Source organism: Lactobacillus sp. W8172 (assembly GCF_016102055.1).
Lineage (GTDB): Bacteria > Bacillota > Bacilli > Lactobacillales > Lactobacillaceae > Lactobacillus > Lactobacillus apis_A.
Window position 1 is genome coordinate 47845 of the sequence record NZ_JACFPG010000004.1, and the last position, 19974, is coordinate 67818.

At 38.1% G+C, this 19974-nt stretch carries 20 protein-coding genes, 1 pseudogene, 1 riboswitch and 1 other annotated feature; of the genes and pseudogenes, 11 read left to right on the plus strand and 10 right to left on the minus strand.

What is annotated here, in order from left to right:
- Positions 1–131: 131 nt before the first annotated feature.
- From H3R21_RS05955 to H3R21_RS05965, 3 genes are all read right to left on the minus strand, one after another.
- Positions 132–881 carry an amino acid ABC transporter ATP-binding protein gene (locus H3R21_RS05955; RefSeq protein WP_198183768.1) on the minus strand — a complete coding sequence of 250 codons (750 nt, stop codon included), beginning with the start codon at positions 879–881 and terminating at the stop codon, positions 132–134.
- Complete coding sequence (locus tag H3R21_RS05960; RefSeq protein ID WP_198183770.1) at positions 881–2500, minus strand: ABC transporter substrate-binding protein/permease; 1620 nt, start codon at positions 2498–2500, stop codon at positions 881–883. Before H3R21_RS05960 ends, H3R21_RS05955 begins: the two co-directional genes overlap by 1 nt.
- A 111-nt stretch (positions 2501–2611) precedes the next feature.
- A riboswitch (Lysine riboswitch) is annotated at positions 2612–2787 on the minus strand.
- Between the two features lie 104 nt (positions 2788–2891).
- Positions 2892–3524: a DNA-3-methyladenine glycosylase gene (locus H3R21_RS05965; protein ID WP_198183772.1), complete on the minus strand. Its 633-nt coding sequence runs from the start codon at positions 3522–3524 to the stop codon at positions 2892–2894.
- A gap of 23 nt (positions 3525–3547) precedes the next feature.
- Between H3R21_RS05965 and H3R21_RS05970 the strand changes: the two are divergent.
- Positions 3548–3899: pseudogene (locus tag H3R21_RS05970) on the plus strand (DUF488 domain-containing protein).
- On the opposite strand, the gene H3R21_RS05975 reads toward H3R21_RS05970, so the two are convergent.
- Positions 3900–4673 (minus strand): TerC family protein, encoded by a 774-nt coding sequence (locus H3R21_RS05975; RefSeq protein ID WP_198183774.1) that lies wholly within the window; start codon positions 4671–4673, stop codon positions 3900–3902.
- Positions 4674–4794: 121 nt separating this feature from the next.
- Positions 4795–5499 carry an NAD-dependent protein deacylase gene (locus tag H3R21_RS05980; RefSeq protein WP_198183776.1) on the minus strand — a complete coding sequence of 235 codons (705 nt, stop codon included), beginning with the start codon at positions 5497–5499 and terminating at the stop codon, positions 4795–4797.
- Positions 5500–5727: 228 nt separating this feature from the next.
- Between H3R21_RS05980 and H3R21_RS05985 the strand changes: the two genes are divergently transcribed.
- Entirely contained in the window at positions 5728–6369 is a 642-nt protein-coding gene (locus H3R21_RS05985; protein WP_198183778.1) for a hypothetical protein, read from the plus strand.
- Positions 6370–6498: 129 nt separating this feature from the next.
- Here H3R21_RS05985 and asnA read toward each other — a convergent pair whose 3' ends face one another.
- Positions 6499–7512 carry an aspartate--ammonia ligase gene (asnA, locus tag H3R21_RS05990; RefSeq protein WP_198183780.1) on the minus strand — a complete coding sequence of 338 codons (1014 nt, stop codon included), beginning with the start codon at positions 7510–7512 and terminating at the stop codon, positions 6499–6501.
- Positions 7513–7571: 59 nt separating this feature from the next.
- Positions 7572–7813: a binding site (T-box leader), on the minus strand.
- A 131-nt stretch (positions 7814–7944) separates the two neighbouring features.
- Here asnA and H3R21_RS05995 point away from each other — a divergent pair.
- Complete coding sequence (locus H3R21_RS05995; RefSeq protein WP_198183782.1) at positions 7945–8421, plus strand: hypothetical protein; 477 nt, start codon at positions 7945–7947, stop codon at positions 8419–8421.
- Between the two features lie 60 nt (positions 8422–8481).
- Here H3R21_RS05995 and cls read toward each other — a convergent pair whose 3' ends face one another.
- Both cls and H3R21_RS06005 read right to left on the minus strand, forming a co-directional pair.
- Entirely contained in the window at positions 8482–9939 is a 1458-nt protein-coding gene (gene cls / locus H3R21_RS06000; RefSeq protein ID WP_046305884.1) for a cardiolipin synthase, read from the minus strand.
- An 18-nt stretch (positions 9940–9957) separates the two neighbouring features.
- On the minus strand, positions 9958–10890 hold the full coding sequence (locus H3R21_RS06005; RefSeq protein ID WP_198183784.1) for an alpha/beta hydrolase: 933 nt from the start codon (positions 10888–10890) through the stop codon (positions 9958–9960).
- Between the two features lie 72 nt (positions 10891–10962).
- Here H3R21_RS06005 and H3R21_RS06010 point away from each other — a divergent pair, with 72 nt between their 5' ends.
- Positions 10963–11763: a ribonuclease H family protein gene (locus H3R21_RS06010; protein ID WP_198183786.1), complete on the plus strand. Its 801-nt coding sequence runs from the start codon at positions 10963–10965 to the stop codon at positions 11761–11763.
- On the opposite strand, the gene H3R21_RS06015 is transcribed toward H3R21_RS06010, so the two are convergent.
- Complete coding sequence (locus H3R21_RS06015; RefSeq protein WP_198183788.1) at positions 11764–12729, minus strand: DUF1002 domain-containing protein; 966 nt, start codon at positions 12727–12729, stop codon at positions 11764–11766.
- Between the two features lie 141 nt (positions 12730–12870).
- Between H3R21_RS06015 and H3R21_RS06020 the strand changes: the two genes are divergently transcribed.
- The 6 genes from H3R21_RS06020 to H3R21_RS06045 all read left to right on the plus strand — a co-directional run bounded on the left by H3R21_RS06020 (position 12871) and on the right by H3R21_RS06045 (position 17664).
- On the plus strand, positions 12871–13716 hold the full coding sequence (locus H3R21_RS06020; protein ID WP_198183790.1) for a glycosyltransferase family 2 protein: 846 nt from the start codon (positions 12871–12873) through the stop codon (positions 13714–13716).
- Complete coding sequence (locus H3R21_RS06025; RefSeq protein ID WP_198183792.1) at positions 13713–14369, plus strand: alpha/beta fold hydrolase; 657 nt, start codon at positions 13713–13715, stop codon at positions 14367–14369. Before H3R21_RS06020 ends, H3R21_RS06025 begins: the two co-directional genes overlap by 4 nt.
- A 129-nt stretch (positions 14370–14498) precedes the next feature.
- On the plus strand, positions 14499–15479 hold the full coding sequence (locus H3R21_RS06030) for a ribose-phosphate pyrophosphokinase (RefSeq protein WP_046305895.1): 981 nt from the start codon (positions 14499–14501) through the stop codon (positions 15477–15479).
- Positions 15480–15619: 140 nt separating this feature from the next.
- Complete coding sequence (locus H3R21_RS06035) at positions 15620–16303, plus strand: TetR/AcrR family transcriptional regulator (RefSeq protein WP_046305896.1); 684 nt, start codon at positions 15620–15622, stop codon at positions 16301–16303.
- 11 nt (positions 16304–16314) lie between these two features.
- On the plus strand, positions 16315–17142 hold the full coding sequence (locus H3R21_RS06040) for a hypothetical protein (protein WP_198183794.1): 828 nt from the start codon (positions 16315–16317) through the stop codon (positions 17140–17142).
- A 48-nt stretch (positions 17143–17190) separates the two neighbouring features.
- Entirely contained in the window at positions 17191–17664 is a 474-nt protein-coding gene (locus tag H3R21_RS06045; RefSeq protein WP_198183796.1) for a nucleoside 2-deoxyribosyltransferase, read from the plus strand.
- Between the two features lie 41 nt (positions 17665–17705).
- Here H3R21_RS06045 and H3R21_RS06050 read toward each other — a convergent pair whose 3' ends face one another.
- Positions 17706–18692 (minus strand): CAP domain-containing protein, encoded by a 987-nt coding sequence (locus H3R21_RS06050; protein WP_052726732.1) that lies wholly within the window; start codon positions 18690–18692, stop codon positions 17706–17708.
- Positions 18693–18818: 126 nt separating this feature from the next.
- On the opposite strand from H3R21_RS06050, the gene H3R21_RS06055 reads away from it, so the two are divergent.
- A complete protein-coding gene (locus H3R21_RS06055) occupies positions 18819–19856 on the plus strand; it encodes a helveticin J family class III bacteriocin (protein ID WP_198183798.1) in 1038 nt (345 codons plus the stop codon).
- The last annotated feature ends 118 nt before the right edge of the window (positions 19857–19974 follow it).

Consider the following 19974-nt stretch of genomic DNA (forward strand, 5'->3'; position numbering starts at 1 on the left):
GCTTAAAATCACTACGTTTTTGCAATAATATTTCATTGTTAGAATTGACTAACACGCTATAGGGATTTTTTACAAAGTATAATTAAAAAATAAAAAGATGCTCCATTTTTGGAACATCTTTTTATTTAAAGTTAGTTGTTTTGAAAATTACTCAAGAACTTCGCTGTTTTCTCGTTTTGTGGATGATTAAATAGTTGGTCTGGGTTACCTTGCTCGGCAATTACTCCGTCACTGATGAAAAACATTTTATCAGAAATTTCTTTAGCAAATGCCATTTCGTGCGTTACGATAATCATCGTTAAACCGGTTGTTGCTAAGTTTTTCATAACGCTTAAAACTTCACCGACCATTTCAGGATCAAGAGCACTTGTGGGCTCATCGAATAATAAAATTTCGGGATCCATCGAAATAGCACGAGCAATGGCAACACGTTGCTGCTGTCCACCAGAAAGTTGACTTGGGCGGGCGTTGATATATTGTTCCATCCCAACTTTTTCTAAGTTGGCAAGGGCGATTTTACGTGCTTCGTCCTTGGAACGCTTTAAGACGAGTTCTTGGCCAACCATGCAATTAGCTAAAACATTTTTGTTTTCGAAAAGATCGAATTGTTGGAAAACCATCCCAACTTTAGCACGGTAAATATTACGATTATAGTTTTGCTCAAGGACATTTTCACCGTGGAAGTGAATTTCACCAGCTGTGGGCTCTTCCAGTAAATTAATGCAGCGTAAAGTGGTTGACTTACCACCACCTGACGGGCCAATAATAGTTGCGATTTCGCCTTTTTTAATATCAAGTGAAATATCGCGTAACACCTGGTGTTGTCCAAAAGTTTTTTGCAAATGCTGTAAGCTTAAAATAGTTTCATTTGATTCAGTCATTATTTTTTGGCCTCCATATCCTGAGCTGTGCCTACTTGAACTTGATTAGCCATTAAGTTGTAGTTTTTATTTCCTTGCAAGTGCTTTTCAATCAGATTAAAGATTCTGGTAATTGTAAAGGTTAAAATCAGGTAGATAGCTGAAATTGTCAGGTAAGTTGGGAAGAACTTAAAGGTCTGACTGGCAATTGTTGTACCGACAAAGAAAAGCTCAGAGACTGAAATGATACTCAAAACAGAAGTGTCCTTAATATTAACGATGAACTCGTTAGTAATTGAAGGTAAACAGTTCTTAATAGCTTGAGGCAAAATAATATGCCACATTCTTTGGTTATGGGTCATTCCTAATGCGCTGGCAGCTTCAAATTGTCCTTCTGGGGTAGAAATAATTCCACCACGAATAATTTCTGCCAAGTATGCGCCTGTGTTAATCGAAACAATTACTAGTGCAGCAAGTGTACGATCGATATTGATGTGCCAGAATTGAGCAATTCCATAATAAATTACGGCTGCTTGTACCATCATTGGGGTACCGCGGAAAACTTCAATATAAACGGATAGAAGCCAGTTAATAAACTTCGAAAACCATCTTTTACCTCTGCTAGTTGGGGTAGGGATAGTCCTAATAATACCAACGAAAAGACCGATGAAGAAACCGGCAATCGTACCAACTGAAGCAAGAAGAAGGGTCATACCAATACCACTTAAAATCATGCCCCCAAATTGTTTCCAAACACTGACGAGCCAAGGATCTTGTTTACCTTTCTTGCTAGTTTCATCAGTTTTTGGTTGTTGTGAAATGGCGGTAGTCATTAGCTTGGTTCTTTCAGAGTTTGGAATAGTAGCTAAGACTTGGTTAACTTGCTTGAGTAAATCTCTGTTTGGCTTGGCGATGCCGATTGCAGTAGTTGAATCTTCTTCAGAAATGCGGAAACCGGCCATTTTACTAATTGGAATTGCCTTGATGTCAGGGTCAACCATTTTAAATGAGGTTGACTCGGTATCTTCGGCAATATAGCCATCAATGGTACCAGAAATTAAGCTTTGACGCATTGCAGCAAAGTCACGCATTGCGGGTTGTCTCTTGGCACCTTTAAGTTGCTTAATTAGTGCATAGTGCGAAGTACCTTGCTGAGCAGTTAACTTAGCACCTTTAAAATCGTTTAGCGTTTTAGCGTTGGCGTATTTACTGTTGACTTTTGTAATAACAACAAAAGTACTGTTTCGATATGGTTTAGTAAAATTAATCGCTTTTGCACGCTCAGCAGTTGGACTCATTCCGGCAATAATCAGGTCAGCTTTGCCACTGGTTAAAGCTGGAAGTAAACCATCCCACTCAGTCTTAACTACAACAACCTTACGATGCAATTGTTTACCAATTATTTTTGCAATTTTAACATCATAGCCGTTGGCATATGTGCGTGAGCCTTCAATTGGCACCGCACCATTTTTGTCTGTAGTTTGAGTCCAATTATATGGTTGGTAGTTGGCCTCCATTGCTACCTTTAGTTCACCATCATCTTTTTTGGCATTAACTTGTGTAATACCAAAATTGCTTGTAATGATGAAACTAAGCATCACCGTGATTAGAGCGGTAATCCACTTATTTCTTGACTTCATTTTGAAAACCTCCGAGAAATTTGTTTCAAATAAAGCCAATACAATAAAAAGCGTAAATAAAAACCTCGCTGTTTACAAAACAACGAGGTTATAATTGATCATATTTTAGACAAATCATATAGCGCTCCCCAGTATTAACTAGGACAGTCTGCAAGATCTTCTCCTGCAGCCCAACAAAAGTGTTAAAGCGAATAGCACTTTTGTTTCGGCGATAACTCTTACACTAATCTTCATTGTGTTCGTTCACTCAGATTAGTTTCGTAATTACCGCAACCTCTATTGCATTGGAAATTATTTAACTTAATCAACAGGATAGGCTAAAAAGATTAACTTGTCAACAGCTATAAATCAAATGTGTACTATTACCAGTTTTTATATTTAAAATTAGCACTTATTGCCAGCCATTATTAGCACGATAATCATTTTTCTTCATTCGCGAAACATATGGATTGCCGGCAACAAAAAAACGTAATGGCTTATTTGCCCATTCCAATTCAGATTGGTTGACACCGATGCGGGCACTCTTAGCAATTTCTTGCGGCTTTTTCTGATGTTGATCATTTAAATCGATTGCAAAGGGTGAATCACTTAAAAAATGTAGATCCCAATTTTTATCATGAATGCCAAAAGCTTGCATCATCTTAGCGGGTCCATTTGTTAATAAAATGCCGTTTTTACCCGAGCGATTACCAATCATTTGTTCAACTCCCCAAGCAGGTTCAATTGCTCTGATTAAGACACCTTGTGGTTCATCTTTTGCCTGAGTTGCAACATCAAAAAAGAAGTATTGTCGTTGAGCATAAATATAGATTGTTCCGCCACGGGCATAAAGCCCTTCGTTGGCAGGACTACGATGACCACCATAAGAATGTGCTGCACGATCCTTTTTTCCTAAGTATGCTTCTGCTTCGACAATATAACCGCCAAGAGTGCGTTTGCCATCATTATAAGTTAATGGCCGACCAAGTAGATCGGCACTAATTTCTTCAGTTGAGTGATTAGTAAAGTAAGTTGAATAATCCATTTTTTCCTTGAGTAGTACACTAGATAAAATTAGTTCGAATTTACGAAAAAGAGCAGCCTGCAGGCTATCGCATTTTAGTAGATCGATTATGGCTACGAGGTATAAGCAAGACAGATGCCAGACTCGATGTTTGGGTTAAGGAACTTGCACCCAGTAAAGAGCTTCGCAAGTGGGTTTAATCATGATGATAATAAATTTATGCAATTTAAGCAAAGGCATCTGGCAGAACTTGAAGCAAATTCAACCATGGCCGAGTTTGTGTCCCTAGTGAAACAGCAGTTGCCGAAACAAGACGTGTTGTTTTTATACGGTGCTAAAAATAAAGAGCATAACCAGGCGGTTGTGCTCAAAGAAAAAATTATTTCTCAATTATAGTTAACGACCATGCTTTTTAAGCCGTAAAAAGTGAAACGCAATTGTGATAATTAAGACACCAAAAACAATGATCGCAAAAACAGTGTTTGGTAATTCATAGTGAAGTGGTGGTAATGAAATAAGCAGTTTTAAGGCGATAATTGCAATCAGGACGTAGGCCATTGGCTGCAATTCAGGAATAATATCCATTAATTTGATAATTATTTCGGCGACGCCCCGCATACATAAAATTCCAATCATGCCACCAATTAAAACAACAACTGGATTACTCGAGACGGCTAGTGCGGCCAAAACTGAATCAATTGAAAAGACGATATCCATTGCCTCAATTGAAATAACTGTTCGCCAGAAGAGTGATAAAAAGTGTTTACCCTTTTTGGGAGAATGCTGTGCAATCTTTTCGCCTTCGGCTTTTTCTTCAGCTTGCGCTTTTTGTGGATGACGCTGATCGTAGAAAAACTTAAAGGCTAGGTAAAACAGGTATAAACTGCCCGCTAACTTAATTTCCCAAAAGTTAATTAGGTAAGTGCCAATTCCGATTACAATAAAGCGAAAAATATAGGCTCCCCACATACCATAGAATAGCGATTTTTCTTGCTCTTTCTTGGTGGGTAATACCTTAGTCTGTGCGGCTAAAACAACTGCATTATCAACTGAAAGCAGACATTCCATTAAAATAAGTGTCAGAATGATTAGCCAGTCCTTGCCACTGGTTAAAACATGCAGCCAATTGCTAGCACTAAAAAATGGAGCATACATTTTAATAATTGACATTTAAAAAACTCTTTTCTAAGTGCTCAAACTGAATAAACAATTAGTTCGCGCATTAAACAATTGCTAGTATTTTACCACAAGGCAAGAGAAGTGCTCCTAATAAGTGAAATAAATTATAGACTTAGATTTGCTGGAAAACATCCAGTGCATCACCGATGATGGCGGAAATGCCTGCAGCAGGAATAGCCGTTTTATTGATTGCCCAAACCTTTGCGTCCGGCTGATGGTAAGAAAGAAGCTGAGCGAAAGGATAGACTACAAAGCTGGTGCCGCAAATTATTATTAGATCTGACATGCTCATAGCATTAATTGACTTAGAAAGGTTTGTTTGGTCGATTTGCTCACCGTATAAGACAATACCGGGACGAATGATGCCGCCACAATTTTTATGGCGGAAAGAGTTAGCATATTCTTGATATGAAACAGGCTGACGACATTTTGTACAGTAAATATCATATAAACTACCATGAAATTCTGTTACATGGTGATTATTTGCCTTATGGTCAAGGTGATCAACATTTTGTGTGATTAGGTCGCCTTTTTCATTACAAAGTTCGGCAATTTTTTGATGAATTTTATTAGGTTGGGCATCAGGAAAATACATATTATTCATGACAAACTGATAGAAAAATTCAGGTCGCTGGTAGAGTGTTTCCTCACTTAAAATGGTCTCAGGGCTTTCATTAACTCCATCATAAATCCCGTTTTTTGAGCGGTAGTCGGGAATCCCTGAGTGGGTAGAAACACCAGCACCTGTTAAAAAAGTAATGTGTTGTGCCAGGTTAAGATCATTCTTAAGTTCTGTTATTTGGGTTGAATCAATCATGTTTATGTCCTTTCTAAAAATGTGTTCCCATCTACTATACTGCTTTTAGCTGCGAAGATTAACTTCTTAATGAACAAAAGCTTAGGGGAATTGACTATACACTTATCGATTAATTAATATTTTGTAATTTATTTGTAATTAATAAGTGGTTAATATTGAAATGTTTTTGTAATAAATGTAAAATAAAATTATGTAATTTATTATTTGATTTTAATTTGGAGGCAAAAAGTGAAGCATAAATTTTTGAAAAACCTTCTGTGTTCAGTAGCCGTTTTCTCTTCTTTTACAATATTGGGTCATTCAATTGAAGTAAAAGCAGCTAGTGCGGAGCAGCCAGTAGAAACTAATCAGGTCAAAGAACCCGATGTAACTTATGTGCCTGCAGGACGTTTAGCAAAAGATGGCTATGTGTTCGTACTTTCATCAAAGGCCATTGTATATCCTGAATGCCCTAATTCTTCTAAGTATGATGTTCAACCATACAATAAGGATTGGGTTAAAAAAATGGCGGAAAAGAAGACCAAGTTCAAGATTACAGAATTTGGTTTGGGAAAGGTAGAAATTATGGGCCACCTTGTTGACCAAAGTGGAAAGCAGCAAGGCTGGATTAGCTTAGTCAATGGAAACTTCTATCACGTAGATGCTAAGAAAAAAGCTTTAAAGAAATTGATTAAGGCTGAAACAAAGGCTATGTATCAAAAATCTGACGGAAAAAAGGTTTCATTGAAACAAGCTGAAGCTGAGGCTAAGAAACTTCATGGTCATAACAGAAAAATTGCTCTGAAATCAATTAAGGAGTTAAAAGCCTGGCTTAATTACGATGGCGATTATCCGTACACTTATCTTCCCGCACTAACAATTGATAAATAGGCTAGAAGCTGGATTTATTAGTGCAATTTTTAAAGCATGTAGCTTCAGTTCGGTTATTAATTTAAGACATAGTAAAAGCCCCTAGGTGGAATTTTCCAAGCTAGGGGCTTTTCTTTTTTACTATGTTAATTATAGAAGTTGAATATGATGTTCTTCACACTCTTTGAGCATTTCGCTTGGCCAAACACTTGCCTGAACCTCACCAATATGGGCTTTACCAAGTAAGAGCATACATAAACGAGATTGACCAATTCCGCCACCAATGGTGTAAGGTAATTCACCTTTAAGTAGTTGACGATGGAAAGGCAATTTTTCGCGGTCAAGGCAGTCAGCTTTTTCCAGTTGCTCGTGGAGACTTTCAGGACTGACTCTGATGCCCATTGAAGAAACTTCAAGTTTTTGACCTAGAGGCTCATACCAGAAAATCAAGTCACCGTTTAATGCCCAGTCATCGTAGTCAGGAGCACGGCCATCGTGTGGTTGACCACTACGCTTTAACTTATCACCGATTTTCATAATGAAAACAGCTTTTTCTTTTTTCGCAATCTTGTCTTCACGTTCCTCAGGACTTAAGTCGGGCCAGGTATCTTCAAGTTCTTGTGTAGTAACAAAGTGAACATCTTCTGGGAGTCGGTAGGTAGAAGCAGGATAGCGTTCGGCACATTCAGTTTCTACTTGCTTAATTGCTGAAAAGATTTTTCTAACCGTTTCTTTTAATGTGTCTTCGGTCCGTTCTTCTTTGGCGATGATCTTTTCCCAATCCCACTGATCAACGTAAATTGAGTGGAAGTTGTCCAAATCTTCATCGCGACGGATAGCATTCATGTTGGTAAAAAGACCTTCATGAATACCAAAACCGTATTTTTTTAACGCCATGCGCTTCCATTTGGCAAGTGAATGGACAATTTCAACTGTATCATCTTTAGGTAGATCTTTTGCATCAAAGGCAACTGGTCGTTCAACCCCGTTTAAGTTATCGTTCAATCCGGTATCTTTTTCAACAAAAAGCGGTGCCGACATTCTTTGTAAGTGTAATTTTTGCCCTAAGACTTCTTGGAATCGTTCGCGGATGAAGACAATTGCGGCTTCTGTATCACGAATAGTTAGAGTTGGTTGGTATTTTTCTGGCAAAATTAAGGACATGGTGTTTACCTCCAAAAAATATTAAAGCAAAGAAAAAGCCCTTCGCCTTATTCTAATAGAACAAGGACGAAAGGCTTTTTTCCGCGGTACCACCTAGATTGTCCGAAATTCGGACCAACTCATGAAGCACAATCATGCTTCACCAGCGTGGTAACGTACTGGAGACGGCGCCACCTACTTTGAAATCATTTCAGTGTGCAGCTCAAAGTGTTTTTCGATAATTCAGGGTCTGCTAGTTTCGCACTATCACTAGTTCACTTAAAGAGATAAATTATTTACTCGTCTTTTTCATCGCATTTAATTTAATATTATTTAATAATTATTTTAATTAAAATGCAAGCAAAAATTAATATTATTTCAAAAATTGTTTTAGCAAACCAAAAAGCCGTGTTCTGTTATAATGGGTAAGTATATTTACTGAGAGGAATTTTTATGGCAAGTTTTTATCTTATTATGGATGCCATACTGCTTGGTTATACTTGTTATAGCTGGTATTGGCAGGCCAACATTAACTTGAGGGGACATTACCGTTCCTCTTCAATTATCTGGGCGATAATTTTCATTTGGATTGGTTTTACTTGGCAGCTGCTTGAAAAAGGCGATCCGGGAATAGCCATCTTTTTAGCCATCATTTTATTGATGAGCATCATTGATGGTTTTACTGGTTTTGCTTCTAAAAGAGTAGTAGTTTCCGGTTACTTTCGTCGCACGGTGCCGTATTCAGAAATAGCTTTGGTAACTTTAATCAAAGTGCCCAACCCAAAGAAGAATGCCGTTATTTGCATAATTACAACCCAGAAAAATCGGCAATATTATTTACAGTTTTCTACTGGCGTGGCCCAGATTGTAGAAACAATTAAAAGTTACGCACACAATAGTATTAGAATTGAAATTCAAGACATTCTATAAATGTGTTAAACGCAAGTTAAAACCCAATTCCTAATGTAAAGGAATTGGGTTTTTCTTTGTTTATAAAATAGGTGATAGCATTCTTGAAAAACTTTGCAAAGTCCGCAACCAGCGTCCTTGCTGCTCAATCATTTCTGGAGTAAGCAAAGTAGAGTCTTGCATATCCTGCTCGAATGACTTCGCCACTTCTTCAGTGAAGTTCTTATCATAAAAGACAGCTACGTCCTCAAAGTTCAGGTCGTAGGAACGATAGTCCTGATTCATTGAGCCAACTGTTGAAAAATCATCGTCGACAACAATCGTTTTGGCATGAATAAAGCCCTTGTCATAAATATAAATTTTAACGCCATAGCGGGAAAGCTCGTTTGCATACCACTGCGTTGCCCGATAAATGAAGGGATGATCTGGCTTGCATGGAATCATGATGCGCAAGTCAACTCCTGACATGGCAATTGTTTGCAAAGTAGCAAACATCGCATCATCTGGAATTAAGTAAGGTGTTTGGAGCCACAGGCGTTTTTTCGCCTGGAACATTAGTTTAATGATCCCGTTACGCATATTAGCGTTATCACGATCGGGACCGTCAGAAATAATTTGGGTTGCTACATCACCAGGATGAATCTCATTTTCATCTAGATCAGGGAAGAGCAGGGTGTTAAAGGTGATTAATTGGGCTTCATCTTGAATTGAGGCGTTCCAATCCATAACAAAACGCTCTTGCAAAAGTAATGATGCGGAACCAACAATACGAACTTGGCTGTCACGCCAGTAGCCAAATTTCTTTTTGCGGCCAAGGTATTGGTCACCGACATTAAAGCCACCGGTCCATGAAGTCTTTCCATCGACAATCACAATTTTACGATGCAGGTGATAGTTAATTCGATACCGCGTAATCATGTTTCTGGAAGTAACAAAGGGAAGAACCTCCCCACCGGCTTTATTTAATTGGTCGAACCAGGCCTTAGTGGCACCGAGAGAACCCCATGCATCGTAAAGTAGCTTTACTTTGATGCCTTCTTTGGCTTTTTTAATCAATAAATTAAGCATTTTATTGCCGATATCATCATTGTAAAAAGTATAGAACTCAACGTTGATTGTTTGTTGAGCATTTTCAATGTCACTTATCATGTCATGAAACATTTGCTCGCCGTCAGTATATAACTTGACGTGATTGTTCTTACTTAATGGTGACTCACTGTTGCGGTCGAAAAAGTGCACAACCATTTTGGCCTTGTTAGAGGTGTCAGAAGCACTGATTTTTTTCGGTGCCTTGGTAATAGATTTCTGCACATTACGCAAACCAATATGGTGTTGTTTGTTGATGGCAAAAATATTTTCCTGTGAAATTCCGCGGCCAAAAAAGCCGTAAAGTGTAATTCCAATCACAGGAAATACTAGTAAAATAATCAGCCAAGCCCATGTGGTAGAAACTGAGCGTCGTCGATGAAAGACAATGTAAAAGGCTAAAATAGTATTAGTAATAATGATAATGTAAAAAATGTCGCGGAGCAGGGTCACGTGAATCCTCCAGAAAAATTAATCTTTTAGTCCAATAAATTTATCTATGATATTGATTACAAGTGGATTATCATGCATCCAGCTATGTTCGGCGTACTTTTTCCCACGAATTTCAACTTCATGGTAAGATTTAACGTTAGGAGCCAGAATATAACGAATGCTCTTGGCAGAAATCACAGAAATAAATTTATCGCTGTTAGTATTATCAAGTACATTACCATAAATGTTCAAGACAGAAATATTTGAATTGAAATGTTTTCGTCGAAGCATGAGATAGAGGTAATGCAAATTCATGACAGTGGGTCGTCCGCTGCTGTTAAGTTCATTTACATTAGGTATATCACCCATGTAAGTAACGCCATCAAAAGGCCCGGCAATAAAAGCGCATTTGGCTAAGTGCGGAAAATTCTTTTTCCGGTACTTACGCATTTCCGTTCTGACAATGCAGGGGCAGGCTAATGAATGGGCAACTGCTGAGTAGTGCGTAAAATGATATCTTTTAGCTAAAAAGGGTAAAATAAACCGTAAGTAATAGTCAATCGCATATACACCAACGATTCGCTGCCGAAAGACAACCTGAACAATTGGATTCTTGTCGCCCGTCCAAGTTCCTTCGAGTTTGAAGTTACCCCATAAATCCGCTGTTACCTTGAGAAAATGAGGGTCTCCTTTATCTACTAAGGCTTGTTTAACCATCATTTGAGTGGTGTAATCACCGCCGCGGAAGCCATGAAAGTAGATGATTGGAACTTGCTCAAATGATCCACGTTTATTCTCAACCGTGACGTTATCTTCAATCTTTCTTTTATGTAGACGCAAAAAAATCCGCAAGGGAGCAATTGTTGCCAAAATAGCCAAAGAGATCATATTGAATTTACTTGGCTCTTCTGCTAGATTGAGTTTGCGGTTTTTCTCTGCTTCTTCCTTATATTTTTTAGTATTGAAGAACATACATGCCACCTTAAAAAATTAAACTATCTATATTCTAACATTGCTAATCGTATTTTAGTGACTGAGGTACATATGAAATTTTATGCAGTAAAAAAAGGCCGCCAGCCAGGTGTTTATCGCACCTGGGAAGCGGCCAAAAAACAAGTTGATGGCTATCCTAATGCCGAATATAAATCTTTTACCAAGGTAACCGACGCTACCGAGTATTTGGATTGGGATCAACCAACTATTGATCAGGTCTTTCAAAAAGATGAAGACTCGCTTAAACAAGCAATTGCCAAAATTCAGCAGGCTAGCCATGATGTTAAGCAAAAACAACCGGTCGCTGAACGTAAGCCTAAAGAACTCAAGGGCTCAGTAAATATGCAGCAAGATACAACAGCCTTTTTTGCGACAATTTACACGGACGGCGGGACCCGCAATACTGGCAACTTTAAGGGTGGTCACGTTAAGAAAACGGACAAAGCGGCTTGGGCTTACTTAATTGAGTGGGATGAAGCGGGCAAAAAATGCTCCACTTATGATTCAAATGGTGAGTTCGGCGCAACCAATAATAAAATGGAATTAACGGCGCTAATTGAAGCTTTGAAAAAACTAATTGAATTAGGCTTTAATCAGAAACCACTATTATTTGTCCTTGATTCACAGTATGTCTTAAATCCAATCACAAAAGGCTGGCTTAAGGGCTGGAAAAAACGTGGCTGGAAGAAGAGCACGCCAGGCGAAATTGCTAACTTGGGATGCTGGCAAGAACTGGATCAATTACTAGATCAGTTTACTAACGCTCAATTTGAATGGACAAAAGGCCATGCAAACAATCGCGGTAATGAATTTGTAGATCATACTCTTAATCAGTTCATGGATCAAATGTAACTAGAAGTTAATAACAATTGTTCCACTAAAGAGATGGCTGAAGAAGTTGGTCACATTATCCCACATTCTCTCGAGCCAGTTGCGATTTTCTTGTGTGTTGATTTTGTCAAAAATATTTTTGGCGTTTTTCTTAATATTCGCGGATACAGCACCGGCTTGTTCTTTGAACTTGTTGTCTTTTAACGCACCAGAATTACGGATTTCAATTAGAACATTAATAATTTGTTGTTTCTGGTTGTTATTAATAGTGTCACCCAAATGGTTAATGTTGATTTGGTTGTTGACGATGTCACGAATTTGGCTATCGCTAATGTTGTTACCAACTTTACCCATTTCTTGCTTTGCTCCTGCAACTGCATTGTTCAATTGGGCATCAGAATAGCCGTCTTTATCTTTGTTTTCTTTGGTAATTTTGCTCAATGTACCCATCTCATCCTGAGCAGCATTAACCTGGCTTTGGTTAAGATTTTCGCCTGTTTTGCTGTAAGCAGCGTAAACGCCAGCAAGTGCCCCTGAACCATCAATTGGGACGGCACTAGTAACATAGATGTTAGCATCTGCAATTCCGGCGGTAACAGCTGCATTCTTGTATTGATTGGCTGTAATCGTGGTGATGTTATTTCTTCCTTGATAGTCAAGAATCCTTACATTAATACCACTACCTTGCGCTGTTTTTTGAATCATCGCGCTGGACCAAACACCAGAATTGGTTGTAAAGTTGGAACCCGAAGGATTGAGGTATTTAACTAAGTCCGCCCCAGTAATGTTGATAGTTTGGTAGCTTGCCCCGTTTAGTGGATCGCTAAGGGTACTTAGAGTACCGCTGCGCTGGCTATTTGTAAGGGAAGAACCAAGACAGACAACAGGTAGGTCATCAGCCTTAACTGTCTGCTGCGGTCTGACTAGACCAATAGTACTAAATAACAGTGTCGTAATTGTAGCGACAAGTGAGATTGTTTTTTTCATAAAAATAATCAACTCCTTTTATCGCTATTAATTATACTAAATGCTGCTTATAAAAGTTTAAAATCGAGTTTAAAGGCGGCTAGTTTACGATATTTTTAATATTTAAGATGGTATAATATAACTCAATAAAGGAGGGGTGCGATGATTCAGCAACCTGAATTAACTGTCATCATGCCAGTTTACAATGTTGAAAAATATTTGGCTCGTGCGCTTGATCATTTAGCTAAGCAAGACGATCCAAACTTCAAATTGTTAATTGTTAATGATGGCTCAACTGATAGCACAAGAAAAATTGCGGAACAATATCGTGATCAATTCCGCTATTTCAACATAATTAATAAGCATAATGGCGGTCTTTCGGATGCGCGTAATGTTGGGATTGAAAATGTGGATACACCATATTTCACTTTTCATGATGGTGATGATTGGGTCGATTCTGGCTACACAGCCTTTTTCGTTCGCGCTTTTCATGATCATCCTGATGCAGCAATGGTATCTTGTGGTTTTTGGTTAGATTACGAAAATAAAGAGGGGTCAATTCCGGCCACTAAGAAAAATGTTCATGGTATGAAGAATAAATTGCGTACATACCAGTTAGTAGGTAATCCCTTAGGTTCACTGATGGACAATCATTTTTTAGCTACACCAGTTAAGGGCTATACGTGGAATAAGGGCTATAAATTATCTGTAGTTAAACATAATCATTTGCATTTTATGAGCGATTTGGCCTTTATGGAGGACCAGATTTTTACTGTTCAATATCTTGCGTTAACCGATGGTTTTTATTGCGATAGTACGCCGCTATATCATTATTGGCAACGCAAGGATAGCATGGTTCACAAGTTTAACTTGAAAATGATTCCCGATAACTTTAAGGCAAATTACTTCATCATTAGAACAATGATTCGTAGCTTGTGGCAAGAGCATAAAAAAGAAAAAGGCACTAAGCATGAGCTAATTGAGGCAAGTGAAAGGGATCAGCGATGAAAGAACTAGTCAATGGTAATGAACTCTATTACAGCAAGCTTGGTAAAGGCGAGCCACTTCTTCTTTTGCATGGTCATCACCTTGATGGCGGGATGTTTGATCAAATTATTGCGCCGCTTGGCCTTTATTATACTGTCTATGTCCTCGACATGCGCGGGCACGGTTTAAGTGAGGGTGAAATTGCCAAGCATTATCAAACTGAAGTTGATGATGTCGCTGCTTTTATTAAGCAAGTTGACATTAGGGGCTGCTATTGTTTTGGCTTTGACGCTGGTGGTTTGGTTGCAATGATGCTTGCAAGCCAAGATCAAACTATTTTTAAGAAATTAATGGTAGCTGGTGTTTTCGTCAATGGTAATGGCATTAAGCCGTATCATTATTTAACGGAAGGCGTAATGTGCTTTTTAAAACGCAACCGTGATAGCGAAGTTGAATTGACTGAAAGTTTCATGTCAGTAGACAGCTTAAAGGCAATTTCAATTCCAACATATTGTGTTGTGGGCGAAAAAGACTGGGTTAAAGTTGAGCATGTTCGCTGGTATAGTCAAATTATCCCCCAAGGACAATTAATGATTATGCCGCGCCAAAAGCATGAAAGTTATGCAGTTAGAAGTTTTAAACTGCTTAATTTAATGGAAGATTTTTTTAAATAATTATCAATATACAAGGGCCGAAGATTTTTTTCGGCTTTTTGTTTGATTTTTGTCCTTTTCTGGGCATTACTAGTCTTTTTTAGTTATAATAGGTCATGCAAAGTTAGTATTTTAAATAAAGAGGTAGCTATGAATAAAGAAGAAATTCTTCAGTTGATGCACCCAATGAAGTTAATTGGGTTAAGTGGGAATCCGGTTTTAAATGAAAAGATTGCCACAATTTTAAAGAAACCGTTAATCGAAACTGCTGTTCAGCATTTTAGCGATGGCGAAATTCAAGTTAATATCGGTGAAAGCGTCAGAGGTTGTGATGTTTTTGTTATTCAGTCAATTCAAGATCCAGTAAACGAAAACTTCATGGAACTTGAGATTGTGTTAGACGCTCTCCATCGTGCTTCTGCACATCGGATTAACGTGGTTATCCCTTATTTAGCATATTCACGTTCAGATACCAAAACACGTTCACGTGAACCAATTACTGCTAAGTTGATTGCTAATTTACTGCAAATAACAGGTATGGATCACTTGATTGTCTTGGATCTTCACGCTTCGCAAATTCAAGGCTTCTACAATGTGCCAGTTGATCACTTACACGCTATGCCACTTTTAGCGCAATACTTCCTTGACAATGGTATTGCAACTAAAGAAGAGGATGACATCGTTGTTGTTTCACCAGATCATTCTGGTGCAAAATTGGCACGTAATTTTGGGCAATTCTTTGACGCCCCAATTGCAATCGTTGATCAACGTCGTGCTCGTTATGACGCTGATGTTCATGACATGATTGGTGATGTTAAGGGTAAAAAGTGTATCATTGTCGACGATTTGATCGATACAGGTTCAAGAATTTCTTCATCAACTAAGTCTGTTTTGGCAGCTGGTGCTAATAAGGTCTATGTTGCTGCAACTCATGCACTTCTTTCACAAGACGCACTTGAAACACTTAATGAGTTACCAATTGAGCAAATTGTTGTCACTGATACAATTAAGCATAATCACTATCCTGACCGGATGGTTCGTATTTCAGTTGACTTACTGCTAGCGCGAGGAATTAACTATGTTTATAATGATCGTTCTATGCACTTATTAAGCGAGAGCGACTTGAAGTAATTTAACATTTTATACACTTTTTACTGTACACATAAACCTTTGCATGGCAATAATTGTGCTGTTTTTGTGTATTTTTGTTTATTTATTTCATAACACTGATATAATAAAAACAAAATGTGTAAGAACGGAGAAACCATAAAATGGCACGACGTAAAAACTTCAAGAGAAGACGAATTATTTTAAGTAATACCTTCAATTTGATTAGGGAAAACGGAATGGATAATGTATCCTTCCAAATGATTGCAGAAAAATCTGGGATTTCCAAGTCGCTTCTTCAATCCTACTATCCGCATAAAGCAAAATTAACTGATGATGTGGTTCGCAATATCCTTAATACGTTGGATGAGCAGGTTAAAAAGTTCAATCCTACTAAGGAAGGTAACATTTGTGCTCGTACCAAAGCGTTTATTTACACAGTTGCGATGCTCGGTATTTATGACAAAGGACTAAAGCGAATTATCTCGGAAGTTTTTAGTAGCAATGAAACACTTGATAACTGGAGTAGTATGCTCAATAGTTGGGTAAAAGAAAACCAGATTTTTGACGAAGATCACTTCAATCTTAATGAAGTAGAATATGGTATTGCTTTTGTTGTAACAGGCGTTGGACGCCTCTATCATGATAGCAGTCGATTTAGTCTTTCTGCAGAACAGTTAGCAGATTATGCTACTAGTTCATTGATGTATAGCTTTTTGCATTGTAATCAAGAGCAAGTAGATAAGGCACTTGAAGCAGGTCATAAGATAATTAAGTCCATTGACATTAAAGCAATTCACAATGCAATTGATACAATGTTTGATGAAGATAAGGAGATCGTCTGTTAGAAAGGACATATATGACAAGCAGTACGCAAACAGATTTGCGTAGAGTCACTCAGGAAGAAAAGCACCAATATCAAAAGGCTTTATCATTTATTATTTTATTAATTGTAGCCTTGGTAATGGTCTCAGTGACTTTTCTCAATCCTTTTTTTATGAAAGGACAAATTAGGTCTGATAGCAATCAAGTTGTGGTTGTCAGACAAGTCAATAAGCACTTTAATACGCTTGCGAGAGAAATTGGGGCACGGCAAAGCGATGATGCCAATTTACTAACTAATAAGCAGACACAGCTAATTGCTGACCACATTATCGATTACACTTTAAAGCCATGGTTTAAAGTAAACAAGCTAACTTTGGCTAATGATATATTGTATGATATTAATTTAAATATTGACCAGGGCGCATCAAGCGATGCGCAACTGGTACAAGAAAAATTAAAAAAGCAAGGTAGTAATGCCCCGTATGAAGTAATGGATGCATTTAGTTTAAGCACCATTACTGTTGGTGGGAATGTAGCTTTTGGTCTTCTATTGTTAAATATTGTTTTAATGATAATGGCCGTAATCAGTCTGCGTTCATTATTCAATGAAATAAGAGCAGCTTTTACTAAAAAGATGTTGATACATATTATGACCGCATCAAATATGTGGGCAGGCTTTTGGTTAATGCTGGTTGCAGGAATATTTGCCCTTATTCCAGTTATAATTAATGTTGAAGCTGTTGCAGTTTTAGGCTATTTACTTGAAATTGGCAGCAGTATTTTCCTTGATTTTGTAATTGTTGGCGTGCTTTTGTACGTTTTCAGTGCAATTCCTTGGAAGATTACGTCTCCTAATAATTAAGGTTCTAGCTATTTATACGTGATTGAAAAATGATCAAAGGAGGCAAATATGAAAATCTATTTTGCAAACGCACTGTTTTCTCAGGCAGAACTTAATTACAATGCGCAACTCGCAGCTAAAATTAGACAATTAGATCAAACGATTGATTTATACTTACCTCAGGAAAATGATTCAATCAATGACAAACAGGCTTACGCTGATTCTAAAATGATTGCCCAAGCTGACACAGAAAAATTACTTGCCAGTGATTTGATGGTGGCAGTTCTTGATGGGTTAAGCATTGATAATGGTGTCGCCAGCGAAATTGGTGTTGCTTACGCGAAAGAAATTCCAATTATTGGTCTTTATACGGATACACGTCAACAGGGTAGTAGTAACCAACAAAAGCTACAGGCATTAGGTCAAATAGCTGAGAATCAGTTTCATTATGTTAACTTGTATACAACAGGGTTAATTAAACTTAACGGTACAATTGTTAATAGTGAAGCTGATTTACTTGAAGCAGTTAAGAAATATCTCTAATAAAGAAGCACGATTCCATAATTTTAAGGGGAATCGTGCTTTTATTGTTTTAACTGAAATAATTTAAAATGATAGCTAGTGATACCGCTGATATCGACGCGGTACTCGTGATTGGGAATCAAAGGTGTATCACCCGGTAAGTAGGTAATAACTGATTGGAAGTTACCATAGCCGGCACTACTAAAGTTTTCAACTTTTTCAGCTTGATAACTGATGCCACTGTCTTCATCAGTTATTGTGATTTTTGGTGTTCCTTCAATTACTTGATCAGAAAAATAAAGTGACCAAGCGATATTTTTCCCTTTCAAAATTTCGATTGGAAAAACTCCTGCTTCTGGATAGGCGACTTGAGCTTGGCTGGCCAGGCGAAAAGCATCAGTCGAATTGATGACTTTTTGAACAGAATAGCGATAACCGTTTTTGCCATAAGCTGCACCAATTCCAATGGTAGTCAGCTTGGTTGACAGTAGCCAGGCGCGATGTCCCGTATCAGTTCCTGTGAGATTGTATGAATCAGTGAGCAAATCCGTTACGACGTCGCCAGCAGACTGGTTGCACGTATTAAAGTTCAGGTTTGCTGCATTAGAAGTCTTACGTGCAATTTGCCAAGTCCCGCGATTGATGATTTTAGGCTTTTTTTCGTAAGGTAAATTATGCTGATTAATTAAAGGGTTGGCATTAAGTAGTGCTAACACTGCTGCTGTTTTTTGAGCATTAATGTTGTCTTGATGATTGTCACTAACTGGTTCTAAGTTGAAGAGCTGACGGTAATAGTTAATATAAGCCAGTTGCTGTTCAAGATAAGCAGGAGCTAGTATACCTTCTTTGAATTTGCGACTAAGTTGCGGTTTAACTGCATAAAGATTAGTAGCATTAAAAGTGGTCTGGTCTAGAGCTTTGTAGTCTTGTTGAAGCTGCTGAATTTTGGCTGTCTCAGCTGATGTGAATTCGGCAGCACTAACCATACTAGTGCCAAAAGGAAGAACACAAAGTAAGCTAGTTAATATTAAAATGATTTTACGTGACACTTTACTTTATTCCTCCTAATCCTCAATTTATTATAAGTCAAAACTTTGCAAATCAGTGCTAAAATTTGCAAAATACTAAAATAAAGGTGCTAATTATCAGTATGTTTTAAGTGTAGGAGAAAGATAATGTCGCTTAATCGGGGGATTCCAAAAGCTCATAATATTCAAATTGAGTTAATTAGTGATTTAGATGATTGGGACGGAGTAACCGGTTCTGTCGATCGTGACTTGCGCCAAGTAGTGGTCCAAAAAACTTATGTGGGGAAAAGCCATGCGTATGCCTTGCAGCAAGTCGGTGGCGCAACTTTTGTTTACCGTGGTCGCAAAGGACGCAATGTTTCTTTTAAAAAAAGTTGGCCAACTTTGCGAATAGTGCAAAAAGTAGCAGGTCATACGCAGACTTTTGAAAGTGCCGGGCGAAAGAAGCAATGGTTTGTTGGGGTAAAGCCCAATGACATGAATCAGCAGCAAGGCTGGTCTAGTTGGTCTTCTCAAATTGCTCGCCTAAAGTTACCAAGACTTAGACCGATAACTAACCTTAAGGGTGTGCCATGTCTAACCAACTTAAATCATGCCGGTGAGAAATTCGGAATTGGCTGTCCCAGTGACCAGTTTGCTAGGGTGGAACTGGCTGTTTCGTCCGATCGAGAAGCTGCACTAATTGCTTATGGTGACAATGATCATAATGGCTATTTTGCGCTCTATCATTTAAATGAGCTTAATGACGCTCTTGACCAGGTAAAAGAACCTAATAAAACTGTTGATGTTACTCAACTCAACTGTCTGGACGCATTTATGATTCCTAATTTGTCTGGTGGCACTGGCCAAGTTGGTTCGTTGCAGGGCTTTGCCCTTAACCATTATTTTGATCAAAGTGGCAAAGAACAAAATGACTTGTATATATCTAGCCAGCCCGCTAGTGACAAGGTGGGACATGATCGAAAAATTGTGAAAATTCCGTGGCGTGAATCTAATCCACTTAATTGGGAAATGGTTGACTTGACTGAGCAGCCCGCATTAGAAATTCCTGGCTATTACACCGAACTTGAGGGTTTACAGCTAATTGGCAATAATGAAGTTTATTTAACAGCTGCGTACCACCAGCAATTTTTGACGAAAAATCCCACTAAAATTAACAAACTTTATCGCATTGCATGGGAATAATGCTAATTAAGTAAGATTACGGCTGGACTTAAAAAGAGAGTTAGTAACTAGCAAAATAAGTAAGTTCATCTTTCTTGTTTCATAATAAAAGTTCCCTAAGCCGTGGCAAATAGGGGCT